Raw genomic sequence first — 24,499 nt, 5'->3', positions numbered from 1 at the left:
TCTTCTTCAAGTGGATCAAGCAACACCTGCGGTTACGGCGCTTCCTCGGTCGCAGCGAGAGAGCGGTGAAGATCCAGATCCTCACCGCCCTGGTGGCCTATCTGCTGGTGGCGCTGGCCCATCGCGCCAGCACCTCGGCCACCACGCTGTGGCTCTTTCTTGCCGAGCTCCGCGCCGGCTTGTTCCAACGCCCGGTCAGCGCGGTGCCGGGACGTAGACGCGACCGGCGACGAAAGACCGTCCACCCCGGCGAACCGTGGCAACCCGGGCTGTTCGCATGAGTCCGCTCGACATGAGACTGAACGAGTCGGGGACTAGCGAATTTATTCCGGACAGCAGTGTGCCTGCGCAGGAATGACGGGCAAACGCCGAGTGATCGGACCTTCCTTCGGCGGCCCGTGGGTTGTTTGGTGACGGGTTACGCAGACCGCGGCCACAGTTTGGTTCACCTGGCCATGAAAGACTGGTCGGGCGGGCGCCGCCGCGAGTAGTATCGGCTCGGCTGCAAGGGGAACCGGGGGGCTTCGGCCGGACTGTGATTGGCATCGCGACGCGATGCGAGGTGTCCGCGGGATCTTCCATCGTCGTGCGGCGCCTATTCGTATCTGACGACCGGTTTCAGGGGGATTTCCGATGGATATTGCCGAACTGCTTGCCTTCTCGGTGAAGAACAAGGCTTCGGACTTGCATTTGTCCGCGGGCCTGCCGCCGATGATCCGCGTGGATGGCGACGTGCGTCGCATCAACATCCCGGCGCTGGAACACAAGCAGGTGCACTCGCTGATCTACGACATCATGTCGGACAAGCAGCGCCGCGACTTCGAGGAATTCCTGGAGACCGACTTCTCGTTCGAGATCTCCGGCCTGGCGCGCTTCCGCGTCAACGCGTTCAACCAGAACCGCGGCGCGGGTGCGGTGTTCCGTACCATTCCGTCCGAGGTGCTGTCGCTGGAAGACCTGGGTGCGCCGAAGATCTTCCGTGAACTGATCGAACAGCCGCAGGGCCTGATCCTGGTGACCGGGCCGACCGGCTCGGGCAAGTCCACCACGCTGGCGGCGATGGTCGACCACATCAACAAGACCGAATACGGCCACTTGCTGACGATCGAGGACCCGATCGAATTCGTGCATACCTCGCAGAAGTGCCTGGTCAACCAGCGCGAAGTGCATCGCGACACGCACGGCTTCAACGAAGCCTTGCGCTCGGCGTTGCGCGAGGATCCGGATTTCATCCTGGTGGGCGAGTTGCGCGACCTGGAAACCATCCGGCTGGCGCTGACCGCCGCCGAGACCGGCCATCTGGTGTTTGGCACGCTGCATACCTCGTCGGCCGCCAAGACCATCGACCGCATCATCGACGTGTTCCCCGCCGGCGAAAAGCCGATGGTGCGCTCGATGCTGTCCGAGTCGCTGCGCGCGGTGATCTCGCAGACCCTGCTGAAGAAGGTGGGTGGCGGCCGCATGGCGGCGCACGAGATCATGGTGGGCATTCCCGCCATCCGCAACCTGATCCGCGAGGACAAGGTGGCGCAGATGTATTCGTCGATCCAGACCGGCCAGCAATACGGCATGCAGACGCTGGACCAGAACCTGCAGGACCTGGTGAAGCGCGGCGTGATCGCGCGCCAGCAGGCGCAGAGCTATGCCAAGAACAAGGACATCTTCAAGTGATGGCGGCTTGCGGTGAATAGCGTGGACATGGCCCGGTGCGCCGGGTGGTTGCCCGCGGCATCGCGATCCGCAGCGTGATCTGAACGCATGACATTACGTGACGTCGGGTGCCGGCACCTGCGTCACTCACACCGCGCCCTCGTGGCCGGAGGTTTCCCATGAGCGATTTCGATTTCACCTCCTTCCTGAAGCTGATGGTGCACAAGAAGGCCTCGGACCTGTTCATCACGGCGGGTGTGGCGCCGTCGATCAAGGTGCAGGGCCGCGTTGTGCCGATCACGCAAAGCCCGTTGTCGGCGCAGCAGTCGCGCGACATGGTGGTCAACATCATGACGCCGGGCCAGCGCGAGGAGTTCGAGAAGACCCACGAATGCCAGTTCGCGATTTCGGCGCAGGGCGTGGGCCGTTTCCGCGTGTCGTGCTTCTACCAGCGCAATTGCGTGGGCATGGTGCTGCGCCGGATCGAGTCGAAGATCCCCTCGATCGATGAGCTGGGCCTGCCGCAGGTGATCAAGCAGCTGGCGATGACCAAGCGCGGCATCATCATGTTCGTGGGCGCCACCGGCACCGGCAAATCCACCTCGCTGGCGTCGATGATCGGCTATCGGAATGCCAATTCGACCGGCCACATCATCACCATCGAGGATCCGATCGAGTACGTGCACAAGCACGAGGGCTGCATCATCACCCAGCGCGAGGTCGGCATCGACACCGACAGTTGGGAGAACGCGCTGAAGAATACCTTGCGCCAGGCACCCGACGTGATCCTGATCGGCGAGGTGCGTACGCGCGAGACGATGGAGTACGCGATCAACTTCGCCGAAACCGGCCATCTGTGCCTGTGCACCCTGCACGCGAACAACGCCAACCAGGCGATCGACCGCATCCTGCACTTCTTCACCGAGGATCGGCGCCAGCAGTTGTTCATGGATCTGTCGCTGAACCTCAAGGGCATCGTCGCGCAGCAGTTGATCCCCACCCCGGACGGCAAGGCGCGTCGGGTGGCGATGGAGGTGATGCTGGGCACGCCGCTGGTGCAGGATTACATCCGCCAGGGCGATATCCACAAGCTCAAGGAAGTGATGAAGGAATCCACCAACCTGGGCATGAAGACTTTCGACCAGAGCCTGGTCGAGCTGTACCACGCCGGCGAGATCAGCTACGAAGACGCGTTGCGCCACGCCGACAGTTCCAACGAGGTGCGCCTGCGCATCAAGCTGGCCCAGGGCGGCGACGCGCATACCCTGTCGCAGGGACTGGAGGGCGTGGAAGTGGAGGAGACGCGCGAAGGCCGCGGCATGAATGGTGGCCTGTTGCAGCGTTGAGCACGGTGACACACGCGGAAACGAAAAAGGAGCCGTTCGGCTCCTTTTTCGTCGGGGCGATCTTCAATCATCCGCGACCTCGGCGAAGACCCGCTTCGGCCGTCGGCTGATCGTCCCCTGTCACGTCAGGACTTGGTGCTGCCCACCGTGAGACCGCTGGCGTTGACGCTTTTCACGCCCTTGATCTTGTGGGCAATGTGGATCGCCTTGTTCTTCTCCCTGGCCGTGGCCACGGTACCCGTCAGGGTGACCACGCCGTCGGTGGTGCTCACCGAAATGTCGGTGGCCTTGACGTGCTTGGAGGCGGCGAATTCGGATTTCACCTTGGTGGTGATCCAGGTGTCGGCCACCTTGTCCGGCACGGTCCGGTTGCTCTCGGATTGGCTCATGGCCTGTTGCGCGGGGCTGCCCTGGGCAGCGGCCTGGGCCATCGGAATGGCGGCGAAGGCGGTGACCAGACCTGCCACCAGCAGGCGCTTGCGGAACGAATGAGTCGTAAGCATGGATGTGTCTCCTTGTGGCATCGGAATCTGTCGGGTTGGACAGAGCGCAGTCGACGTGGCGATTGCGTGGGACACAGGAAAGCAGGCCGTTCGTGAACTTTGCGCGACTGCGCCGGGCCCCGGTTCAGGGGGCGATTACGATGATGAAACAGGTGTCGCCGGGATGTTGGCTGGCTGTTACGGCCGGCGTTGCGAGAACACGATCGTGCCTCGCAGCGCCGGCCCGCAGTGGGATCACTTCAGTGTCAGGTGATTGCTGATCACCAGGCCCTGGCTGTCCATGTGGACTTCGGCGCTCGCGCTGTCCACATGGGCGGCCTGGGCCTCCAGTGCAGCGAAACGGGCTTTCAGTCCCGCCATCCGATCAGGCGTGACGGTGCCCGGCTGGGCGCCCTGTGCGGCCATGGCGGCTTGCTGGTCGGCCATCGCGTCGATCTTCTGCGCCATCGCCTTGATCCACGCAACATACATGTCGCCATTGAAGTGCATGCGCATCAGGCGTCCGGCATCGCCAACGGGAGCGTTGAGCATGCTGGCCAGCTTGCCATCCTCACCCGCGCCCACGGCCACCGCCAGCGCGTGATCGTTCATCGCGGCCCATGCCGGTTCGCCCAGCGCGGTAGTGAGGTTCGCCGGCAGCGGAGCGGGTACGCCGGTATTGGGTACGCGCACCTGGCCCAGTGCCGGCAACGCCATCTGGCCCATGCCCAGTAGCCCGGCCGGGTTGCGCGTGGCCAGCAGCAGGCGACCGCTGATTTTCGGCAGGGGGGCGCCGGGAGCGAAGCTGAACTCGTCCAGCGCCAGGTGCAGACCGATCAGGTCGCCGACTGGCGGCGTGGCGGCCTTCTGCAGGATCAGGCCGAGCTTGCCGAAGCCGGCATTGAGATCGGCCAGCGCGGGGCAGGCGAACGGCTTGGCAGCCACCGCGTCGGCCTGCGCCTGCCAGAAATCGCGGACTTCGAGCATGGGCAGCGCCAGGCTCAGGTCGAACGGTGCGCTGGCATCCTCGCCAAGGCCCGGGAGGTTCACCTTGAGGCCGTCGAAAGCCTGGGTGATGTCGCTGGCCAGCGAGACGTCGAGACGCGAATCCTGGTGCCTGGCGTCGAGCCGGGTATAGCCGAAACTCAGTTGCGGCACGCGCGCGGCGATGCGTGCCGCATCGGCCGGGCAGCTCGGCGGGATCTTCGTGAGGTTGGCCAGCGGCTCGCCGGTTTTCGCCGACTCGCGTTCGGCACCTGCGGTGAACAGGGTGGTGAACAGGGGGTCCTTGCCACTGGCGATCAAGGGCAACAGGCGCTGCACGTCCAGCTTGCCGATCAGCCACGGCTGATAACCCTTGGCCTTGGCCAGGTCGGCCAGTGCATCGCTGTCCTGCAGGCTGTGCGCGGGACGATCCAGCCCCAGCGCTTCGCGCAGCATCGAGGGCGACACGTCGGCGGGCAGCAGCGCAATCACGCCCTGCTTGTCGACCGTGGCGATCACTAGCTCGGTATGGGTTTCGGCGGACACCGCCTTGCGATAACTCTGGCCACCCACGCTGGCGTTGCCGAAGGGCTTGCCATAGGCCGTTTCGAAGCGGGTGACGAAGCCATCGAAGGCTTTCGGGTCGCTCAGTTCGAGACGCAGCACCGGCGACAGGCCCAGGCCGTAGAACGCAAAACGGCCCTTCAGGTCGACGCCGGCGTCGTGCGCGAAACCCTCGACGGTGTTGCCCTTGAAGGAAGCGGCCAGCGCATGCAGCAGGCGGGCGGCGGCGGGGTTCTGCGATGCCACCCGATCGGCCGCGTCGTTGATCTGGGCCAGTTGCGCGGGCAGTTGCAGGTCTGCCTGGGCCAGCATGGCCTGGCGCGCGTCGTCGCTGATGGGCTTCAGATTGGCCGCGACGTACGGCGTGTCCGCCGGCACGAACGCCAGTGGTGCATTCTTGTCCTTGTGTCCGCAGCCAGCCAGCAGCGCGCCGGCTAGCGCCAGCGCGAACACGCGCGTCGTCAATCGCATGGTTATCCCCAGGTTTGGTGGTGTTGCAGCCGCCATTATGCGCCGCTTCCCGCGGCGGTGGAGGCCCGTGTTGACGCCTCCTGAAAGCTTCAGCGCGCCAGGACTTCGCCCAGCACTGCCATGCGCACGAACACGCCATTGGCGACTTGTTCGAGGATCCGCGACTGTGCGCCGTCGGCCACGTCCGAAGCGATCTCGATGCCGCGGTTGAGCGGGCCGGGATGCATCACCAGGCAGCCCTTCGCGGCACGCGCCAGGCGCTTGCAGTCGAGGCCGTACTGGCGGAAGTAGGCGGCCTCGTCAGGCAGTTCGGTCGCGGCCATGCGCTCTTTCTGCAGGCGCAACATGATCGCCACGTCGGCACCTTGAATGGCGTCATCGAAATTCGTGATGAAGCGGCACTGCGGGAATTCCTCCGCCTCGGGCAGCAGTGCGGCGGGGCCACACAGGCGAATTTCCTTCGTGCCCAGCGCGGTCAGTGCATGCACGTCCGAGCGCGCCACGCGCGAATGACGAATGTCGCCGCAGATGGTCACCACGAGATTGTCGAAGTCCGGGCGGTGCTGGCGGATGGTCAAGACGTCGAGCAGGCCCTGGGTGGGATGTGCGCGATTGCCGTCGCCGGCGTTGATCACCGACACGCCGCTCATCGCGTGGCGCACCAGTTCCTCGGGCGTGCCGGACACCTTGTGACGCACGATGATCGCGTCCAGGTGCATGGCTTCCAGCGTGTGCAGCGTGTCGTACAGCGCCTCGCCCTTGGCGGTGGAGGAGAAGCCGATGTCGAAGTTCACCACGTCGGCGCCGAGTCGCCGCGCGGCCAGTTCGAACGAGGTGCGCGTGCGCGTGGAGGGTTCGAAGAACAGGTTCAGCACGGTGCGTCCGGCCAGCACATCCAGCTTGCGGGTGCCGTGCGCACAGGCATCGCGCATGGCGATGGCACGATCGAGCAGGTGCTCGATGGTGGCGCGCGGCAGGTTTTCCAGGGTGGTGAGGTGGCGCAGGCGTGCGGTCATGGCGGGGTGGCGGTGGCGGAAGAAGAGGAGAGGGCGGGGGCGCCGGTCAGCCATCGTTCGAGGATGACGGCGGCGGCTTCGGCATCGATCTGCGCGGCATCGCGCCGGCGCTTCAGGCCGGCAGCGCGGGCACGGGCAAAGCGTTGCGCGGCTTCCTGCGAGCTGTGGCGCTCGTCGACCAGCAGCACGGGCAGTTCGTAGCGTGCGTGCAGTCGTTCGGCAAAGCGGCGGGCGCGGTGGCTGGCGGGTTGCTCGGCGCCATCCAGGGTCAATGGCAGGCCGACCACCAGCGTGTCGGGCAGCCATTGCGCGCGCAGGTCGTCGAGGGCGGGCCAGTCGGGCTGGTCCTCGCGCATGGCCAGCACGGACAGGCCGCGAGCGCTGGCGGTGAAACTGTTGCCCACGGCCACGCCGATCAGTTTGCTACCGACATCGAAGCCGAAGGCGCAGCTCATGCGTGGCCCGCGTAGCCGGGCAACTGCAGCGGGTCGACGCCGACCAGGCCGGCGGCGGCGCTCCAGCGTTCTTCCAGCGGGGTATCGAAAACCACCCGTTCGCTGGCTTCAGCGGTGAGCCAGGCGTTGTCGAGCACTTCCTGTTCGAGCTGGCCGGCGCTCCAACCCGCATAGCCCAGGGCCATGAGAACCTGTCGCGGGCCTTCGCCGGCGGCAAGCGCGACCAGGATGTCGCGCGAAGTGGTCACCGACCACGCGTCGTTGATGCGGTAGCTGGCTTCCCAATGGCCGGGTTCGCGATGCAGCACGAAGCCGCGCTCCTGCTGCACCGGGCCACCGATCAGGACCGGTGCGTCGGCCAGTTCCGGGTCTTCACAACCCAGTTTCATCTGCGCCAGTACGTCGCCGAGGCGGAATTCGGACAACTGGTTCACCAGCAGGCCGATCGCGCCATCCTCGTCGTGCTGGCACAACAGCGCCACGCCACGCGAAAACGGTGGATCGGTAAGCCCGGGCATGGCGATCAGGAAATGCCCGGCGAGGGTGGAAGAACGGCGTTCGCTCATGCCGCCATTGTAAGCGCTGGCGCCTGTCTCGTCGCCGTGTATTCCGCGTGCATGCCCGAGATTTCCCTGGCGTGCCGGATGGGTGACTTTGCGCATCGGCAGTCGGTGTGCGTGCATGCGCGTTGTAGTGCGTGGTCGGGATGGCGTGTCCGCCGGGCTCTCGGGGCCTTTTGCCTGAATGGGCTCGGGCAAAAGGCGATGGCATGTTGATTTTGGAAATGAATAATTCCAAAATAAGACATGCGTACTTCCAACCCATCCCCGAAAGATCGAAGCCCCCGTAGTCGCGGGCGACCACGGGAATTCGACGTGGCTACGGTGCTCGACGGAGCCGTCCGGATCTTCCGCGAGCGAGGCTACAACGCAACCTCGATAGCTGATCTCTCTCTGGCGACGGGACTTGCCGCGGGCAGCATCTACAAGGCGTTCAAGGACAAGCGCGGACTTTTTCTGGCGGCTTTTGATCGCTATGTCGAGGAAGGTGATGCACTTCGGCGCCTTGCATTCCAGAACGGTGGCAATGGGCGTGACAAGCTCAAGAGCCTGCTTGGCCTTTACGCGAATGCGTCCTCCGGAGCTGAAGGAATGCGAGGCTGTCTGGTGGCTGGCAGCACGATCGAATTGGCGACCATGGATGCCGCCACTGCGCGGCAGGTGAAGGCTGCGCATGCCCGCACCGAGCAACTGCTTGTCCGGACCATCCGGGAGGGGCAGGTGGATGGGTCGATCAATGCTGCCATCGACAGTGGTGCGTCTGCCGGCCTGATGCTTTGCATTTTGCAGGGCATGCGGGTTGTCGGCAAAACCGGCAGGTCGCGCGATGACATGAACGCTCTTGTCGAGTTGGCCATGAAGATACTCGACTGAAATTTTTTTGCACTATTTGGAAATAAATATTTCCAAATTATTCCAAGAGGTATATCCCATGCACGATCAGTCAAATGACATGCGACCCGTTGCGGACGCGCGGATGGCTGCGCCGACGTCCTCATTCGGCTTTCATGCGGTACCACATGGTTTTGCGCATCACTTTGCAACCGTTGAAGGCATCAGGCTGCATTACGTTCGGGGAGGGCGGCCAGGCGGCGAGACCGTGGTTCTTCTGGCGGGGTTTCCACAAAGCTGGTACGCGTGGCGGAAGGTCATGCCAGGCTTGGCGATAACGCATGATGTCGTGGTGGTTGATCTACCCGGGCAGGGCGATTCCGATCGCCCTGGCGATGGTTACGACACCGGGTCGCTCGCGACAAAATTGCACAGCCTGCTGCAACGGCTCGGTATCGAACGCCATGTTCTGGCGGCGCATGATGTGGGGGCGTGGGTTGCCTATTCCTTTGCCCGGCAATACGGCACGGGAGTTCGAAGATTGGCGCTTCTTGATGCAGGCATTCCTGGTGTGACGCTGCCGGATGCATTACCGATTGCTCCGGAACTGGCATGGCGAACCTGGCATTTCGCCTTTCACGTGATTCCGGATTTGCCGGAATTGCTGATCGCGGGTCACGAGCGTGAATATCTGGCCTGGTTCCTGCGTCGAAAGGCTGCCGACCCATCCGTTTTTTCGGATGAGGATGTGGTTGAGTACTTGCGTGCATTGATGTTGCCGGGTGGTTTGCGTTCCGGCTTGGCTTACTATCGGTCGGCGCCGGAATCGGCACGTCAGAACCGGGCTTTTGCCGCAATGGGAAAGCTTGCCATGCCCGTGTTGACGCTGGGTTCCGATCAGGGATCCATTCCGGACATGGCTACGCCGCTAAAAGCCTTCGCTGATAATGTTCGTGGCGTCACCCTTGCAGATTGCGGACATTTTCTACCGGAAGAACAACCCGCCGCAGTCACATCCGAACTTGCCGCTTTTTTCCGCGAGGATATCGCCGAGGGCGCAGGCGCGGATTGACATCGTCCAGGGGCTCGCCGCGGCAGAGTCTGCTCTTGCCTCGTTGACGTATTCTCAGCGGTTGCGCAGCACGTTGCCGGGCAGGAATTGCCAGGTGCGGGTGATGTAGAGGATGTCGACCCGGTGCTTGTCGTGCGGCAGTGGCGGGAAGGGGGCGGACAGCCGCACGATGTTTTCGGCGGCCTTGTCCAGCAGCGCGTGGCCGGAACTGCGGATCACGTCGATGCTGTGGATGCTGCCGTCGCGGTTCAGGCCTACGGTCAGCTCCAGGTCGCCATGCAGGTTGCGCCGGCGCGCTTCGTCCGGGTAGTTCAGGTTGCCGACGCGCTGGATGCGATCGACCCAGCCACGCATGTAGGCGGCGTAAGCGTATTCCCGGGTATTGGCCGAGATGAATTTCTTGTGCGGGCGCTTGGCGTAGGCCTCGGTCTGGTTGCGTACTTCGGCAGCCAGTTGGGCCATTTCCTGCTGCAGGCGGGCGTCATCGGCGCTGGCGGTGTCCGGCGTGTCGCGTTCGGGATGGGCGTTGTCGCTGTCCACGGTGAAATCGCCGTGGCCGCTGGTGGTCAGCATGCGCTGCGGGGTGGCCGGTTGCGGCTTGGGCGTGCTGGCGCTCACCGGCCGTGGTGCAGTACCGGGGTCGGGCTTGGGCAGCAGGCCGGAGAACAGCTCCGACGGGCGTGCTGCCTTGGCGCTGTTGCCGCCGCCGCTGTTGTTGGCCTGGGCGAGGAAGTCCGCCTTGTCCGGCGCCTGCTGGTTGGCCACGTTCATCAGCGTGACGTCCATCGTCGGCAAGCCGGGCCTGGGCTTGGCGAAGTGGAACGTGAGGCCCAGCAGCAGCACGCCATGCAGCAGCAGCGAAAACAGGATCGTGGCGCCGATCGGGTCGGCGTTGGAACGGGGAACGACAGTACTCACGCTGGAGCTTTCTCGATGGCGTCGAACAGCAGACCGGCGATATTAAGCCCGAACTGCGCGTCCAGTTCGCGGACGCAGGTCGGGGATGTGACGTTGATCTCGGTCAGGTAGTCGCCGATCACGTCCAGACCGACGAAACGCAGTCCGCGCCGACGCAGTTCCGGTGCCACCTGGGCGGCGATCCAGCGATCACGCTCGGACAGCGGCACGCCCTCGCCGCGGCCACCGGCGGCCAGGTTGCCGCGGAATTCGTCGCCCTGCGGAATGCGGGCCAGCGCGTAGGGCACCGGTTCGCCGTCGATCAGCAGGATGCGCTTGTCGCCTGCGCTGATCTGCGGGATGAATTTCTGGGCGATGGTGAGTTGGCGCCCTTCGCCATGCGGGCCGCCGGCCAGCAGGGTTTCCAGCATCGAGTTGAGGTTGCTGTCGCCGGCTTTCACACGGAAGATGCCGCGCCCACCCATGCCGTCCAGCGGCTTCAGCACGGCCTCGCCGTGTTCGGCCACGAAACGGCGCAACTCGCCGGCGTCACGCGAGACCAGGGTCGGCGCGATGCATTGCGGGAACTGCAGCGCGAACAGTTTTTCGTTGCAGTCGCGCAGGGCGCGCGGGTCGTTGACCACGTTCACGCCGCCGCGCTGGGCCGCTTCCAGCACCATCGTGTCGTAGATGAACTGGGCATCCACCGGCGGGTCCTTGCGCTGCAGCAGCACGTCCATCTCGCGCAGGTCGCGCCACTTCCGTTCGCCCAAGGTGAACCAGCCGGCGGGGTCGTCCTTCACGGTGAGTGGCGCAAGGCGTGCGAACGGCACGCCGTCGCGCAGGGCCAGGTCGCCCTGTTCCATGTAGAACAGGGCGTGACCACGGCGCTGGGCTTCCAGCAACATGGCGAAACTGGTGTCCTTGGCCAGCTTGATGGCGCCGATGGGGTCCATCAGCATCGCGATCGAAAGGGCCATCGTGTACTCCGGTGAAGGGTGTGCCAAGCGGGTGTCGCCGACTGCTGATGGTCGCCGAGTTGATCCTTGTGCGGCAAGGTGTTGCGCAGGCAGGTGCGAAGCCCGGACAATGGCACCCAAGCTGAATTGATCCTTGACGGATGGACAGTCAGGCAGTAAACAGCAAGGCTTGGAGGCGTTCCGGCACGGCACGGGCGCACGATAGGGTTTTTGCAATCCGTTTTTTATCTGCGCAAGCTGACGGCCTCTGGCCGGAGTCTTGCGCCGCACCTGAGCCTGGGGCAGGTCGCAGGGGGGAATGAGTGAACTTGAACGTAGGCAATAACGGCCTGGCCGGTCTGAAAGTCATGGTGATCGATGACTCCAAGACCATCCGCCGCACGGCAGAGACCTTGCTGAAAAAGGAAGGCTGCGACGTGCTTACCGCCGTCGATGGCTTCGAGGCACTGGCGAAGATTTCCGACCAGCGGCCCGTCATCATCTTCGTCGACATCATGATGCCGCGACTCGATGGCTATCAGACCTGCGCGCTGATCAAGAACAACCCGCAGTTTCGAGCCACGCCGGTCATCATGCTGAGCTCGAAGGACGGCCTGTTCGACAAGGCCCGCGGCCGCATCGTCGGTGCCGAGCAATATCTCACCAAGCCGTTCACTCGTGACGAGCTGCTTGGTGCCATCCACCGCCATGTCAGCACGGTTTGAAGCCAGTGACTGCAGCGTCTGAAGGGGGACCTGTGGCCAATATCCTCATCATCGATGACTCACCCACCGACGTTCGCGTGTTCACCACGCTGCTCGAGCGGGCGGGTCATGCCGTCCAGTCCGTGGGTACCGCCGAGGAAGGCATCGAACGCGTGCGCGCCGAACAGCCCGACCTGGTGATCATGGACGTGATCATGCCCGGCATGAACGGTTTCCAGGCCACTCGCACGCTCAGCCGCGACCCGGTCACTGCGAACGTGCCGATCGTGATGATCAGCACCAAGTCGATGGAGACCGATCGCGTCTGGGGCATGCGCCAGGGTGCCAAGGCCTTCATCACCAAGCCGGTGAACGAGAAGGACCTGCTGGCATGCATCAACGATCTGTTGCCGAACGCGGCATGAGGCGATCATGACCAACGCTGCCCACTCTCCGTTCGAGATCCTGGCCCGCTACGAGCGACTGTCGCTGGCGCACGCCTCCGATACGCCGGAAAACCTGGAGGCTCCGGGGCTGTGGCGCGGCATCGGTTACCGCGCGGGCGATCGCACCTTCGTCAGCGCGATCGACGAGATCAACGAACTGCTCGCCGTGCCGGGGCTTACCCCGGTGCCGGGCACGCTGCCGTGGCTGCTTGGCGTGGCCAACGTGCGCGGCAACCTGGTGCCGGTGGTCGACCTGGGGCGGTTCCTGTTCGGTGAGCGCACCACGATGTCCGAGCGCACCCGCTTGCTGGTGGTGCGCCAGGGCGGCGGCAACGTGGCGCTGCTGGTCGACGAGGTCTTCGGCCAGCGCACCGTGGATGCCGAACAGCGCAGCCATGCCGAGCATGAGGAAGACCCACGCCTGTCGCGCTTCGCGGATGACAAGGTGGCCGTGGGCGAACAGCAATTCACGCTGCTCAGCATGAACAAATTGGTACGTGCCCCGGATTTCCGCCAGGCGGCGGCCTGACGGCGGGCAAAGATCACATGGCCGGTGCCTTCTGTGGCCGGAAAATGAAGGGGCAGCATGGCCCCGGGCCGACGCGGAAAGTCTTGCGTGGCATGTCGTTGTAGACGGGTGAGGTGAAGCACATGAGCACAACAGGGGGCGTCGGCAAGGAGAGGGGGTATACCTTCCTCATTGTCTTGCTGGTCGCGGCGATCGGTTTCGCGGCACTGGATTTCTACTTCCTCAACGTGAAGAACAACGAGGATCGGCAGGCCATTGCGCTGACCACGCAGATCCAGGTGCTTTCGCAGCAGACCGCGAAATACGCCATCGAATCGTCGGGCGGCAATGCCGGCTCGTTCGCCGAGCTGGAAGGTACGCGTGACGCCATCGACTCGGCCGTGCAGCGACTGGTCAAGGGCGACCCCAAGAGCGGCATGCACCCGTATTCGGACAAGTCGGGCCAGGCGGCCACGGCAGCGGGCCGCGCGGTCGACAAGCTGGCCGGGGCATGGAAAAAGCTCGATGGCGACATCGGCAAGATCCTGTCCAACAAGGCCGTGGTGCTCGACTCCAACCAGCGCGCCGACGATCTTTCCAAGCAGTTGCCGTTGCTCAACTCCGAAATGGAGCAGGTGGTCAACATCCTGCAGCAGCGCAAGGGCAGTCCCGACCAGATGCTCGGTACGTCGCGCCAGATGTTGCTGGCTGACCGCATTATCCGTCGCGTGCAGGAGGTGCTGCAGGGCGGCGACTCCGAGCAGGCGGCCGCCGACGGCCTGGCGCGCGACGCGCAGTCCTACGGCGAAGTGCTGAAGGGCCTGCAGGAAGGCAACTCCAGCATCGGCATCAAGGAGATCAAGGACGCCAATGCGCGCAAGATCCTCGATGGCATGCAGGACAGCTGGGGCAAGCTGGGCGATCCACTGTCCAAGCTGGTCGCCGCAGGCACCAATCTCGCCGAGGTGAAGAGCGCAGGCAACCAGGCTTCGCTGGACTCGCAGAACGTGCTGCTGCGCGCCAATGACCTGGCCGACCAGATCAGCAAGCTGCCAGTGCGCCGGATCTTCCCGAACGTGTGGTGGGGCGTCATCGGCGCCGTGGCCGCGGTGCTCTTCGCACTGCTGCTGGTGATCTCGCTGGTGAGCGATCAGCGCCGCCGTTTCGCCAGCAGTGCCGAGCTGAACCAGCGCAACCAGGAGGCGATCATGCGCCTGCTGGACGAAATGGGCTCGCTGGCCGAAGGCGACCTGACCGTGAAGACCACGGTGTCGGAGGACATCACCGGCGCCATCGCCGACTCGGTGAACTACGCCATCGACGAGCTGCGCACCCTGGTGACCACGATCAACGAGACCTCCGAGCAGGTGTCCTCGTCGGCGCAGGAAACGCAGACCACCGCGCGCCACCTGGCCGACGCGGCACAGCAGCAGGCACAGCGGATCAGCACGGCCACCAGCGCGATCAACCAGATCGCCAGCTCGATGGATAACGTGTCGAAGGATTCCGCCGAGTCGGCCGACGTGGCCGAGCGCTCGGTGAAAATCGCTTCGCACGGTGCCGGCGTGGTGCGCGAGACGATCTCGGGGATGGACTCCATTCGCGACCAGATCCAGGAAACCTCCAAGCGCATCAAGCGGCTGGGCGAATCCTCGCAGGAGATCGGCTCGATCGTGGAACTGATCAACGACATTGCCGAGCAGACCAACATCCTCGCCCTGAACGCGGCCATCCAGGCGGCTTCGGCCGGTGAGGCGGGCCGCGGTTTCGCGGTGGTGGCGGACGAAGTGCAGCGACTGGCCGAACGCTCGGCCAGCGCGACCAAGCGAATCGAAACGCTGGTGCAGACCATTCAGTCCGATACCAATGAAGCGGTGAACTCGATGGAACAGACCACCGCCGAGGTGGTCGCCGGTGCACGCAAGGCGGAGGACGCCGGCAGCGCACTGGGTGACATCGAGCGCGTGTCGCACGATCTGTCGTCGCTGATTCAGAACATCTCCACCGCGGCGCGTCAGCAGTCCGCGGCGGCGACCGACATTTCGCAATCGATGAACGCGATTCAGGAAATTACCTCGCAAACCTCGCAGGGCGCGAGCCAGACGGCCGAGTCGATCGGCTACCTGGCCCAGCTGGCGAGCGACCTGCGGCGTTCGGTGGCCCACTTCAAGCTACCGGGCTGATGACAGTCACACGACAGGGGGCAACCTCGACGGTTGCGCGATGCGCTGTTGCGCAACCGCTGTGAGGGGCGCATGAGACTTCAAGACAACATCAATTTCACCACGCTGCAGTGGGTCAAGCCCGAGCTCGACGAGACGCTGGGGGTTGCCCGCCAAGCGCTGGAAGCCTACGTCGACAATCCGGGCGACCGCGACGTCATGCGCTCGTGCGCGGACAGCCTGCACCAGGTGCAGGGCACCCTGCGCATGGTCGAGCTGTATGGCGCGGCGATGGTCGCCGAGGAGATGGAGACGCTTGCCATCTCACTGCTCGAGGAACATGTCGCCCAGCGCGAGGAAGCGTATGCCGCGCTGATGCGCGGCCTGATGCAGTTGCCCGATTATCTGGAGCGCCTGTCCAGCGGGCACCGTGATGTACCGGTGGTGCTGTTGCCGCTGCTCAACGAACTGCGCGCCAGCCGCGAGCAGGAGGCACTGAGCGAATCGGCGCTGTTCACCCCGAATCTGGATGCGCCGCTGCCGCCACAAGCCCCGGCCGCCAGTAGCGGAGACGCCGCGCAGCATCGTGGCGAGATCGCCGAACTGCGCCTGCGCTTCCAGCAGCAGTTGTTGGCCTGGTTTCGTGGACAGGGCACGCAGCAGCAACTGGCCGGCATGCGCAACACGCTGCACGCCATTGCCGCGCGTTGCGCCACGGTTCCCGGTCGCCGTCTCTGGTGGATCGCCGCGGGCGTGCTCGAAGGCCTCGACCAGGGCGTGCTGAAGAGCCATGCCGCCGAAGTGCGGCAGTTGATCGGCAAGGTCGACCGCAGCATTCGCCAGCTGATCGAGCATGGCGAGGAAAGCCTGCGCGACAGCGATGCCGACGACCTGGCCCGCAAGCTGCTGTACATCGTGGCCCAGGCCAAGCAGCGCAGTCCGCAGATGACCTTGCTGGCGCAGACGTATGGCCTCGAAGGCCTGCTGCCCGATGCTGGCGAACTGGAACACGCGCGAGGCTCGATGGCTGGCCACAACCGCGCCTTGCTCGACTCCGTATCGCGCGCGTTGAAGGATGACCTGCTGCGTGTGAAGGATGCGCTCGACCTGTTCCTGCGCCAGCAGGACGCCGATCCGGCACGTCTGGCCGAACAGACCGAAGTGCTCGACCGCGTGGGCGATACGCTCGGCATGCTGGCGCTGGCCGTGCCGCGTCGCGTGGTGACCGAGCAGCGTCGCGTGTTGGCCGATATCGCCAATCGCGTCCGCCCGGCCGACGAGGAGACCCTGCTCGACGTGGCCGGTGCGCTGCTCTACGTCGAAGCCTCGCTGGACGATCACATCGAAAGCCTTGGCGCCGAAGGCGGCCAGGCCGAGGAAGCGCCGGCCACGTTGCTGCCACGCAGCGAAGCCCGGCACATCCTGGCGACCTTGATGCACGAGGCCATCGCCAACACCGGCAAGGTGAAGGACGCCATCGTGGCCTTCGTCGAGTCGGGCTGGCAGCATGTCCAGTTGGCCGATGCCCCCGCCCTGATGGACGAGGTGGCAGGCGCCATGCGCATGTTGTCCTCGCCGCGCCCGGGCCAGATCGCCGAAGGCATCGGCCGTTTCATCGGCAATGAGTTGCTGGCCGACAAGTGCGTGCCGACCAGCGTGCAGATGGACCAGCTGGCCGATGCGCTGGCGGCGTTGGAGTATTACCTTGAAGCCGCGCGCGAGCATCGCGGCGGCCTCGAACACATCCTCGACGTGGCCGAGCATGGTCTCGGCGAGCTGGGTTACTGGCCTCCGCCGGCCGCCCGTGCCGCGAGCGAAGCGGCGGAGGTGGTCCCGGTGGCCCCGCCGGTGACGACGGAACCGGCTCTTTCCGAGACGGTCAGTCTTGCCCACGGGCAGGACTCCAGCGCACTTTTCATCGGCGACAACGACATGCCTCCGGCTGCTGCGCACGATGTCGGCGGCTTGCACCTGGTCGAAACCGAAGCCTTGGCGCCGCCCGCGCCGGTCGGCGACGAGAGCGGCGAAGCCGACGACTGGGTCGAAATCGAGGAAGAGGTTGTCGAGCAGGCACCCGCCGTGGATCCGCTGGCTGCCGATGCCGGCTTCCAGGCGGGTACCGATGGCATCGACGACGAGATCCGCGAGATCTTCCTGGAGGAAATGCAGGAAGAGATCACCAATTTGCAGGCGGGCGAGAAAGCCTGGTTGGCTGATCCCGAACGATTGGCCTCGCTGACGCCGATCCGGCGTTCGTTCCACACCCTCAAGGGTTCCGGTCGCCTGGTCGGCGCCCGCGTGCTGGGCGAGTTCTCCTGGAAGGTGGAGGACATGCTCAACCGCGTGCTGGATGGCAGCATCCAGCCGCACGAAGGCGTGCAGGCACTGGTGCGTCACGCCATCGCCGCGTTGCCGCAGTTGCTGACAGCGCTTGAAGGCAACGGCACGCCGGATGCACCGTTCAGCGCGATCATGGAAACCGCCGAGCGCCTGGGCAAAGGCCAGGACACGGCTCGCGTCGAGGAACTCGTGGGCGCGATGCATACCGTGCGCCGCATGGTGAAGCGCCGCGTGCCGCGTGCGCAGATCGCCGCCAACGCCATTCCCGCGGCCAGCCTGGCCGGGGTCGAGGCCGCGCCGGCGCCAGCGTCGGCATCCTCGGCCGACGAGACACTGCCGGGTCCGGTATTGCCGCCGGTGGATCCCGTGTTGCTGGAAATCCTGCGCAGCGAAGTGGCCCAGTACCTGCAGACCATTCGCACGGCCGTGGCCCGCGCCGATGGCGAGCTGGTGGTGGACGATGGCCTGTTGCGTGCGGTGCATACCCTGCACGGCGCCATCGCGATGGTCGACATTCCGTTGCTGACGCGCCTGCTGTCACCGCTGGAAAGCCTGCTCAAGCGTCTGCGCGGCGCGGGTCATCCGCTATCCACCGAGGGTGTGCGCCTGCTCGGCCGCAGCGCCGATGTGGTCGACCAGGTCATGGCGCAGTTCGATGCCGCGCAGCCGCAATTGCCGGATGCCGACGCGTTGACCGCACGTCTCGCCGAATTGCGCGACCAGGAGCCGGAGCCGCAGGTGGCGCACGTGGTGTTCGAGCCACAGGACGATGAGATCGCGGCCGTCGACACGGTGCAGGCCGGGCCGGAAGCGCCGGAATCGCACGAACCGGTGCGAGACGACGAGTCCGATTACGACGATCATGCCGCCGATCTCGAAGCGGCCTTGGCCGGGTTCGATATCGACACCGCCGAGCCGTTGCCGGCATCGCCTGCCGCGCAGTCGAAAGATGCCGATGACGAGGATTTTGCGGCGTTGCTGGCCAGTCTGGACGAAGTGCTGGAGCCTGCGGGCCACGGCGCCGCGTCGACGCCGGCGCTGGAGGCATTCGACGCGCATGCGGGCGAAGGCGAAGCGCACGATGAAGCGACAGCAGATGCGGAAACCCCGGTCGAGGCCCGCGATGTCGAGGCAGCCGATGCCGGCGAGCTGACTGACGCCGCTGCGGAAATTTCCGCACCAGCGGATGAGGCAACGGTGCTCGACGAATCCGCCGTGGCGGCGGAGGTGCCCTCCGCGCCGGACGAGATCGCCGCGGAAGCCGAGCCATCCGAAGCCGTGCATCACGGCATCCACGAGCCCGTGGTTGCCGCCGCCGAAACCGTCGATTCCGATGCGGCGAAGCCTGTCGAGGAAGTGGCATCCGAGCCTGAGCCGGTCGACGATGTCGCCGACGTGGCCTCGGACATCACGGAGCCGTCCGCAACGACCGCTCCGACGGAGGCCGAACACGAGCACGCGCCGGTCGAACCCGCCGCGGTTCCGGCCGAGCCGTCTGCCGTGCCGGCCGCTCCGGTCGTGACCGCCCGGGTCGTGGTACCGGCGGAAACCGGTCCGGAGATCAGCTTCGGCGAGATCGATCCCGATCTGCTGGAAGTGTTCGGCGAGGAAGCACACGAGATCCTCGATCAGTCCGATGCGGTGCTGGCACAGTGGCGCGTCGAGCCCGACGAGTCCGCCCACGTGGCGAGCCTGCTGCGCGACCTGCACACGCTCAAGGGTGGTGCGCGAATCTCTGGCCTGGCACCGGTCGGCGATCTGGCACACGCCATCGAAACCGTGCTCGAGCATCCGCCCGAAGCGGGTTCCCCGCAGGTGCCGCTGCTGATTGCCACGCTTGAGGTTGCGTTCGACCGGCTGCATGACCTGGTTCAGCGCGTCACCCACGGTCATCCGATCGTCTATCCGCAGGCGATGATCGATCACCTGCTGGCCTGGACCGGCAAGGCGCCGGTCGCCACGGAAGCCGGCGAAGCGACCGGCTCGGCGGCCCACGCCGCGCCGGCGGCGGAACTGCCTTCGCTGCTGCCCGACGAAAGCGCGCCCGAAGAGTTCTTCCCCGGCACGCAGCAGGAACAGATCCGCGTTCGCGCGGAACTGCTCGACAACCTGGTGAACCATGCCGGCGAGGTGGCCATCTACCGCTCGCGCCTGGAACAGCAGGTGTCCGGTTACCGTTTCAACCTGGTCGAACTGGACCAGACCGTGCAGCGTCTTCGCAGTCAGCTGCGCATGCTGGAAATCGAAACCGAGGCGCAGATCATCGCGCGTTACCAGCACGAGCATCGCGAGGCCGGCATGGCCACGTTCGACCCGCTCGAGCTGGATCGTTTCTCGCAGTTGCAGCAGTACTCGCGTGCGCTGGCCGAGTCGGTATCCGACTTGGTGTCCATCCAGAGCATGCTCGATGAACTGACCCGACAGGCCGAAACGCTGCTGATCCAGCAGTCGCGCGTGAGTTCGGAGCTGCAGGAAGGCTTGCTGCGCACGCGCATGCTGCCGTTCGACACGATGGTGCCGAATCTTCGTCGTACCTTGCGCCAGGCCGCGCAGGAGCAGGGCAAGAGTGCCCAGCTCCACGTCGAAGGCGCCCACGGCGAAATGGACCGCAACCTGCTCGATCGCATCAAGGCGCCGTTCGAGCACATGCTGCGCAACGCGGTGGCCCACGGCATCGAGTCACCCGACGAGCGTCGCAAGGCGGGCAAATCGGCGGAAGGTGCGGTCCGCATCCGCGTGGCGCGCGAAGCCACCGAGGTAGTGGTGCGCGTGAGCGACGATGGTCGTGGCCTCGATCGCGAAGCGATCCGCCAGCGCGCGGTCGAGCGTGGCCTGCTCTCCGCAGATGCCAAGCCCGGTGACGAACAGTTGCTGGGCCTGATCACGCAGACCGGCTTCTCCACCGTCGACAAGGTGACCCAGTTGGCCGGTCGCGGCGTGGGCATGGACGTGGTGGCCAACGAGATCAAGCAGCTCGGCGGTTCGCTGGCGATCGATTCGCAGCAGGGCAAGGGCACGACCTTCGTGTTGCGCCTGCCGTTCACGCTGGCGGTGACCCAGGCCATCCTGGTGCGCATCGGCGAGTCCAACTTCGCCATCCCGATGACCTCGGTGCAGGGTGTGGCGCGGATCAACCCGGACGAGCTGGTCCGGCGCATGGCCGGGCACGATCCCTCCTTCGAGTACAACAACGAGGAATACGGCATCCACGACCTGGCCGAATTGCTGGGCCAGCCGGTGCCGCACTTCGGCGACGAGGAACAGCTGCCGCTGCTGCTGACCCGTTCGGGCGACCTGCGTGCGGCGATTCGCATCGACGAGGTGATCGGTTCGCGCGAAATCGTGGTCAAGTCGGTCGGTCCGCAGGTCAGCTCGGTACCGGGCATCCTCGGTGCCACCATCATGGGCGACGGTTCGGTGCTGGTCATTCTCGACCTGGCGCCGCTGGTTCGCCATGGCATCGGCCGTCGCGAACAGCGTCTTGCCGAAGGCCTCGACGTGGTGCAGATGCCGGCCATCGAGGATGTCCGCGCACTGCCGCTGGTGATGGTGGTGGATGACTCGATCACCATGCGCAAGGTCACCGGTCGCGTGCTGGAGCGCCACGAGTACGAAGTGGTCACCGCGAAGGACGGCGTCGACGCACTGGAGAAGCTGGCCGAACGCGTGCCCGACCTGATGCTGCTCGATATCGAGATGCCGCGGATGGACGGCTACGAGCTGGCCACTCACATGAAGGCCGATCCGCGCCTGCGCCAGGTGCCGATCATCATGATCACCTCGCGTACTGGCGAAAAGCATCGCCAGCGCGCCTTCGACATCGGCGTCGAACGTTATCTCGGCAAGCCGTACCAGGAAGCGGAACTGCTCGCGCAAATCGGCGAAATGATGGAACAACGGGCCATGGAGGCCGGTCAATGAACGATTCAACCCGTACTGCCGTCGCCCTGTTGTTCGATGATGCCGAGCTGGGCGGCCAACTACGGGCTGCGCTGAGCGAACGCGGCGCGCGCATCGTGCACGAGGGGACGCTGGCCGATCTCGATCATGCGCGCCTGCTCGACGCAGGCGCCAGCGTGGTGGTGGTCAACCTCGATGACGAGGCCGATGACGAGGCGCTCGACCGGCTCTACGGCATGCTCGATGGTGACCGGCCGCGGGTGGTTTTCAACGATGCCCAGGCCAGTCGGGGTCTCGACGGCTGGGACCGCGCACGCTGGGCGCGGCATCTCGCGGTCAAGGTCATGGCCGAGGGGGATATCGATCCACCGCGCCCCGAACATGCGCGCCAGGTGGATATCCAGACCATGGGGACGGAGGCCGTGGCCTCCGAAGCGGCGGCGGTTCCCGCTGCCGACTCCGCGGTTGAGGTGATGCCACCGCCGATCGCGGCGGAAGCTGTCGAATCGTCGCCGGCTGCTGCCGAATCGGTGGCCGAGGCGGTCGCCATGCCGCCGCCGTTGCCGTCGCCGGCCGCGGTCTCCGACGACACGGAGTCGCAGCATACGGTCGCCGAGTCGGAAACCCTGGCAGCCGAGCTCGAAGCCTTGCTCGCTGCCGATGAACAGCAGGATTCCGAGTCGGCCGATACCGGTGCCGACAACGCGTTTGATGCGGATGCGACATTGCCACCGCTTTATGACGGCGACTTTTCCGCGCCGTTGGCTGACCATGGCGATGCGCAGCCGGTCGTTTCCGATGCCGCTTCCGATCAGGCGGTAGCGGCCGGGCCGGAGCTGGCTTTCGCCGATGCCTCCGAGTCACCGGCCGGGCACGCCGAGGCGAAGCCGGCGGCGCCGACATTCGATCTCGACCATCTTTCGCTGCTGGCGAATGACGACGATGCGCCGCCGTTGGCCTCGGCATCGAAGCATGCCGACGTGACCGCGCCGGCGGCCCCTGCGTGGGATTTGCTGGACCAGGATGCGGCGGTCACTACCGCGCCCGAAGCCGAGGCCCCGGTCCGTCATGACGCCTCCGATTTCGGCATTGAAAAGGTCAGTGCGGCCGATTTCCTGGCACCCGATGCGAACGGGGGCCTGGAGGTTTCGCCGATGGAGCCGGGCCTCAGCCTGGAGCTGCTCTCCATCGAGGAAGCCATCGCGCCGCAACACTACGAGCCGAATGAATTCATGCTGGATGACCTGGGCAGTGCACTGAGCCGCCTGGTCGTGCTCGGCGCCACTACCGAAGGCACCGAATCGGTGTGCCGCTTCCTGTCCGCATTGCCGGCCGGATTGCGCGTCACCGTGCTGCATACCCAGCACCTGGCTGGCAAACCGGCGGATGGGCTGGTGGAATACCTCGCGCAGCATTGTGCGTTGCCGGTGCGGCTGGTGGAGCCCGGCTTGCGCGCGCGGATCGGCGAAGTGCTGGTGGTGCCGTCCGATCGGCAGGTGCGCCTGTTGCGCGACGGCAGCATCGAATTGCAGCCGATCGGCGGGACATCCACTTCGGCGCCGTCGATCGACGTGAGTTTCACCATGGCGGCCAGCGTATTCGGTCGCGATGCGGTGGCCATCGTGTTCGCCGGCAGTTCCACCGATGCGGTGGGCGGCTGTCAGGCCATTCATGACCGCGGCGGCAAGGTCTGGGTGGAAGCCTCGTCCGGTGAGCATTTCGCCGACATGGTCAGCGGCGTCATGGCCGAGCACCTGTCGCAATTTTCCGGTACGCCGCACGAGCTGGCGGCGCACCTGGTCGAAGAGTTCCAGATGGAAGGTCGGCAATGAGCGAACAAGAACTGCCGCGCGAAATCCGCTGCGTGCTGGTCCCGGTGGGCAACCTGCGTCTGTTGCTGCCCAATGCCACCGTGGCCGAAGTGATCACGATGCCCACGCCCGAAACGGTCGAGGGCGCGCCGGACTGGTTGCTGGGCCGTATCGCCTGGCGCGGCTGGCGCGTGCCGCTGGTGGCCTTCACCAGGCTCGCCGGTGCGAAGGAGGGCGACGCCGATCTTGCCGTGCGCGTGGCTGTGCTCAAGGCGTTGGGCGGCAACTCGCGCATGCCGTTCGTGGCCGTGGTCACCCAGGGCTTCCCGCGACTGACCACGTTGAATGCCGAGCTGATCATCCCCACCCATGACGGCAATGCCTTGCCGCCGGGCGTCAAGGCCCAGGTGCTGGTGCGCGACGACGTGGCGGTGATCCCTGATCTGGAAGGTATCGAGGCCGAGCTGGCCCGCCTGCTGGATCTGGATGAAGAGGCCGGCGCTGCCTGAAGCCGATCCGGCGGCGGGTGACTGTCGCCGCCCTTTGCACGACCAGGCTCCTAGATGTCCCCGTGCAAGGCCTGCAGCGCCGCCAGAGCGGCGAGGCCGGCGGTTTCCGTGCGCAGGATACGCGGCCCCAGCCGCAAGCCGGCGAAGCCGGCATCGACCAGGGCCGCGACATCGCGTTCGCCCAGGCCGCCTTCCGGCCCCACCACCAGCAAGCCACCGGCGTCGCCGAAGTCCAGCGCGCGCGCCTGTTGCGTGCCTTCCGGCAGCAGCGCCAGGCGCAGGGCCTCGTCACCGCGAAGGTTGTCCAGCCACGCCTGCAGGGGCGTGGCGGCAGTGATTTCAGGCAGGCGGGCGCGTCCGCTTTGCTCGCAGGCACTGGCCGCCACGGCGCGCCAGTGCGTCAGCCGCTTTTCGGCGCGGGCGGCATCCAGCTTTACCTCGGAGCGCTCGGTCAGCAGCGGCACGATCCGGCTCACGCCCAGCTCGGTGGCCTTCTGCACGATCAAGTCCATCTTCTCGCCGCGCGCCACGCCTTGCGCGAGGGTCAGACGCAGTGGCGACTCGTTGTCGATGCGGCGACCTTGCTCCACGCGCAGGGAAATCTCGCGCTTGCCAACGGCGAGAATGACTGCGTCATAGTCATGGCCGTCGCCGTTGAACACGGTGAGCGGGGCGCCTGCCGTCATGCGCAACACGCGCGCGACGTGTTCGGCGGCCTGGGCGGGAAGGCTCAATTCGCAGCCAATGGCCAGTGGCTGTTCGACGTGGATGCGGATGGTGCGCATGACATGGGACGCTGAAACGGCTTGCCAGCATAACGCTCCTGGCCATG

Annotated in this window: 19 protein-coding genes and 1 pseudogene; 12 read left to right on the top strand and 8 right to left on the bottom strand. The window is 65.5% G+C overall.

Annotated features, from left to right (window positions below; genetic code table 11):
• The 3 genes and pseudogenes from BMY90_RS17595 to BMY90_RS15010 form a co-directional block, all read left to right on the top strand.
• Window positions 1-281 (top strand): annotated as a pseudogene (locus tag BMY90_RS17595) (IS4 family transposase); the annotation flags it as partial.
• Window positions 282-633: 352 nt separating this feature from the next.
• The gene (locus tag BMY90_RS15015) at window positions 634-1,671 is read left to right on the top strand and encodes a type IV pilus twitching motility protein PilT (protein WP_008212660.1); all 1,038 of its coding nucleotides are present in this window, start codon (window positions 634-636) and stop codon (window positions 1,669-1,671) included.
• 158 nt (window positions 1,672-1,829) lie between these two features.
• Complete coding sequence (locus tag BMY90_RS15010) at window positions 1,830-2,996, top strand: PilT/PilU family type 4a pilus ATPase (RefSeq protein ID WP_008212662.1); 1,167 nt, start codon at window positions 1,830-1,832, stop codon at window positions 2,994-2,996.
• A gap of 125 nt (window positions 2,997-3,121) precedes the next feature.
• Here the strand turns inward: BMY90_RS15010 and BMY90_RS15005 are convergent, their stop codons facing one another.
• The 5 genes from BMY90_RS15005 to BMY90_RS14985 all read right to left on the bottom strand — a co-directional run bounded on the left by BMY90_RS15005 (window position 3,122) and on the right by BMY90_RS14985 (window position 7,534).
• Entirely contained in the window at window positions 3,122-3,499 is a 378-nt protein-coding gene (locus BMY90_RS15005) for a BON domain-containing protein (protein ID WP_008212664.1), read from the bottom strand.
• A 234-nt stretch (window positions 3,500-3,733) separates the two neighbouring features.
• Window positions 3,734-5,497 carry a hypothetical protein gene (locus BMY90_RS15000; RefSeq protein ID WP_092705037.1) on the bottom strand — a complete coding sequence of 588 codons (1,764 nt, stop codon included), beginning with the start codon at window positions 5,495-5,497 and terminating at the stop codon, window positions 3,734-3,736.
• Between the two features lie 89 nt (window positions 5,498-5,586).
• The gene (locus BMY90_RS14995) at window positions 5,587-6,513 is read right to left on the bottom strand and encodes an aspartate carbamoyltransferase catalytic subunit (protein WP_092705036.1); all 927 of its coding nucleotides are present in this window, start codon (window positions 6,511-6,513) and stop codon (window positions 5,587-5,589) included.
• Window positions 6,510-6,968, bottom strand: coding sequence for a Holliday junction resolvase RuvX (gene ruvX, locus BMY90_RS14990; RefSeq protein ID WP_092705035.1), 459 nt, complete (start codon window positions 6,966-6,968; stop codon window positions 6,510-6,512). The genes BMY90_RS14995 and ruvX overlap by 4 nt, the downstream gene beginning before the upstream one ends.
• Complete coding sequence (locus tag BMY90_RS14985) at window positions 6,965-7,534, bottom strand: YqgE/AlgH family protein (RefSeq protein ID WP_008212674.1); 570 nt, start codon at window positions 7,532-7,534, stop codon at window positions 6,965-6,967. Before BMY90_RS14985 ends, ruvX begins: the two co-directional genes overlap by 4 nt.
• Window positions 7,535-7,843: 309 nt before the next feature.
• Here BMY90_RS14985 and BMY90_RS14980 point away from each other — a divergent pair, with 309 nt between their 5' ends.
• Window positions 7,844-8,401 (top strand): TetR/AcrR family transcriptional regulator, encoded by a 558-nt coding sequence (locus tag BMY90_RS14980; RefSeq protein WP_092705034.1) that lies wholly within the window; start codon window positions 7,844-7,846, stop codon window positions 8,399-8,401.
• Between the two features lie 58 nt (window positions 8,402-8,459).
• Complete coding sequence (locus tag BMY90_RS14975; RefSeq protein ID WP_245735055.1) at window positions 8,460-9,431, top strand: alpha/beta fold hydrolase; 972 nt, start codon at window positions 8,460-8,462, stop codon at window positions 9,429-9,431.
• A 54-nt stretch (window positions 9,432-9,485) separates the two neighbouring features.
• Here BMY90_RS14975 and BMY90_RS14970 read toward each other — a convergent pair whose 3' ends face one another.
• Both BMY90_RS14970 and gshB read right to left on the bottom strand, forming a co-directional pair.
• On the bottom strand, window positions 9,486-10,349 hold the full coding sequence (locus BMY90_RS14970; protein WP_092705032.1) for an energy transducer TonB: 864 nt from the start codon (window positions 10,347-10,349) through the stop codon (window positions 9,486-9,488).
• Window positions 10,346-11,308 carry a glutathione synthase gene (gene gshB, locus BMY90_RS14965; protein ID WP_092705031.1) on the bottom strand — a complete coding sequence of 321 codons (963 nt, stop codon included), beginning with the start codon at window positions 11,306-11,308 and terminating at the stop codon, window positions 10,346-10,348. The genes BMY90_RS14970 and gshB overlap by 4 nt, the downstream gene beginning before the upstream one ends.
• 347 nt (window positions 11,309-11,655) lie before the next feature.
• Between gshB and pilG the strand changes: the two genes are divergently transcribed.
• From pilG to BMY90_RS14930, 7 genes are all read left to right on the top strand, one after another.
• On the top strand, window positions 11,656-12,012 hold the full coding sequence (gene pilG, locus BMY90_RS14960) for a twitching motility response regulator PilG (protein WP_008212680.1): 357 nt from the start codon (window positions 11,656-11,658) through the stop codon (window positions 12,010-12,012).
• 32 nt (window positions 12,013-12,044) lie between these two features.
• Window positions 12,045-12,416 carry a response regulator gene (locus BMY90_RS14955; RefSeq protein WP_008212682.1) on the top strand — a complete coding sequence of 124 codons (372 nt, stop codon included), beginning with the start codon at window positions 12,045-12,047 and terminating at the stop codon, window positions 12,414-12,416.
• A 7-nt stretch (window positions 12,417-12,423) separates the two neighbouring features.
• Window positions 12,424-12,966 carry a chemotaxis protein CheW gene (locus BMY90_RS14950; protein WP_008212684.1) on the top strand — a complete coding sequence of 181 codons (543 nt, stop codon included), beginning with the start codon at window positions 12,424-12,426 and terminating at the stop codon, window positions 12,964-12,966.
• Window positions 12,967-13,088: 122 nt separating this feature from the next.
• Window positions 13,089-15,128: a methyl-accepting chemotaxis protein gene (locus BMY90_RS14945; protein WP_092705030.1), complete on the top strand. Its 2,040-nt coding sequence runs from the start codon at window positions 13,089-13,091 to the stop codon at window positions 15,126-15,128.
• A gap of 72 nt (window positions 15,129-15,200) precedes the next feature.
• Window positions 15,201-21,368 (top strand): FimL-related protein, encoded by a 6,168-nt coding sequence (locus tag BMY90_RS14940; protein WP_092705039.1) that lies wholly within the window; start codon window positions 15,201-15,203, stop codon window positions 21,366-21,368.
• The gene (locus BMY90_RS14935) at window positions 21,365-23,179 is read left to right on the top strand and encodes a chemotaxis protein CheB (RefSeq protein ID WP_092705029.1); all 1,815 of its coding nucleotides are present in this window, start codon (window positions 21,365-21,367) and stop codon (window positions 23,177-23,179) included. Before BMY90_RS14940 ends, BMY90_RS14935 begins: the two co-directional genes overlap by 4 nt.
• Window positions 23,176-23,667, top strand: a complete 492-nt coding sequence (locus tag BMY90_RS14930) for a chemotaxis protein CheW (RefSeq protein ID WP_008211322.1) — start codon at window positions 23,176-23,178, stop codon at window positions 23,665-23,667. Before BMY90_RS14935 ends, BMY90_RS14930 begins: the two co-directional genes overlap by 4 nt.
• Before the next feature lie 50 nt (window positions 23,668-23,717).
• Here the strand turns inward: BMY90_RS14930 and BMY90_RS14925 are convergent, their stop codons facing one another.
• Window positions 23,718-24,452 (bottom strand): 16S rRNA (uracil(1498)-N(3))-methyltransferase, encoded by a 735-nt coding sequence (locus BMY90_RS14925; protein ID WP_092705028.1) that lies wholly within the window; start codon window positions 24,450-24,452, stop codon window positions 23,718-23,720.
• Window positions 24,453-24,499 lie beyond the last annotated feature (47 nt).

This window comes from Rhodanobacter glycinis (genome assembly GCF_900114325.1).
Lineage (GTDB): Bacteria > Pseudomonadota > Gammaproteobacteria > Xanthomonadales > Rhodanobacteraceae > Rhodanobacter_A > Rhodanobacter_A glycinis.
This window is presented reverse-complemented; position numbering and strand designations above follow the sequence as displayed.

Excerpts from the sequence above, each read along its gene's own strand:
- BMY90_RS15015 (WP_008212660.1), top strand. The coding sequence starts at position 634 with ATGGATATTGCCGAACTGCTTGCCTTCTCGGTGAAGAACAAGGCTTCG.
- BMY90_RS15010 (WP_008212662.1), top strand. The coding sequence starts at position 1,830 with ATGAGCGATTTCGATTTCACCTCCTTCCTGAAGCTGATGGTGCACAAG.
- BMY90_RS15005 (WP_008212664.1), bottom strand. The coding sequence starts at position 3,499 with ATGCTTACGACTCATTCGTTCCGCAAGCGCCTGCTGGTGGCAGGTCTG.
- BMY90_RS15000 (WP_092705037.1), bottom strand. The coding sequence starts at position 5,497 with ATGCGATTGACGACGCGCGTGTTCGCGCTGGCGCTAGCCGGCGCGCTG.
- BMY90_RS14995 (WP_092705036.1), bottom strand. The coding sequence starts at position 6,513 with ATGACCGCACGCCTGCGCCACCTCACCACCCTGGAAAACCTGCCGCGC.
- ruvX (WP_092705035.1), bottom strand. The coding sequence starts at position 6,968 with ATGAGCTGCGCCTTCGGCTTCGATGTCGGTAGCAAACTGATCGGCGTG.
- BMY90_RS14985 (WP_008212674.1), bottom strand. The coding sequence starts at position 7,534 with ATGAGCGAACGCCGTTCTTCCACCCTCGCCGGGCATTTCCTGATCGCC.
- BMY90_RS14975 (WP_245735055.1), top strand. The coding sequence starts at position 8,460 with ATGCACGATCAGTCAAATGACATGCGACCCGTTGCGGACGCGCGGATG.
- gshB (WP_092705031.1), bottom strand. The coding sequence starts at position 11,308 with ATGGCCCTTTCGATCGCGATGCTGATGGACCCCATCGGCGCCATCAAG.
- pilG (WP_008212680.1), top strand. The coding sequence starts at position 11,656 with ATGGTGATCGATGACTCCAAGACCATCCGCCGCACGGCAGAGACCTTG.
- BMY90_RS14950 (WP_008212684.1), top strand. The coding sequence starts at position 12,424 with ATGACCAACGCTGCCCACTCTCCGTTCGAGATCCTGGCCCGCTACGAG.
- BMY90_RS14945 (WP_092705030.1), top strand. The coding sequence starts at position 13,089 with ATGAGCACAACAGGGGGCGTCGGCAAGGAGAGGGGGTATACCTTCCTC.
- BMY90_RS14940 (WP_092705039.1), top strand. The coding sequence starts at position 15,201 with ATGAGACTTCAAGACAACATCAATTTCACCACGCTGCAGTGGGTCAAG.
- BMY90_RS14935 (WP_092705029.1), top strand. The coding sequence starts at position 21,365 with ATGAACGATTCAACCCGTACTGCCGTCGCCCTGTTGTTCGATGATGCC.
- BMY90_RS14930 (WP_008211322.1), top strand. The coding sequence starts at position 23,176 with ATGAGCGAACAAGAACTGCCGCGCGAAATCCGCTGCGTGCTGGTCCCG.
- BMY90_RS14925 (WP_092705028.1), bottom strand. The coding sequence starts at position 24,452 with ATGCGCACCATCCGCATCCACGTCGAACAGCCACTGGCCATTGGCTGC.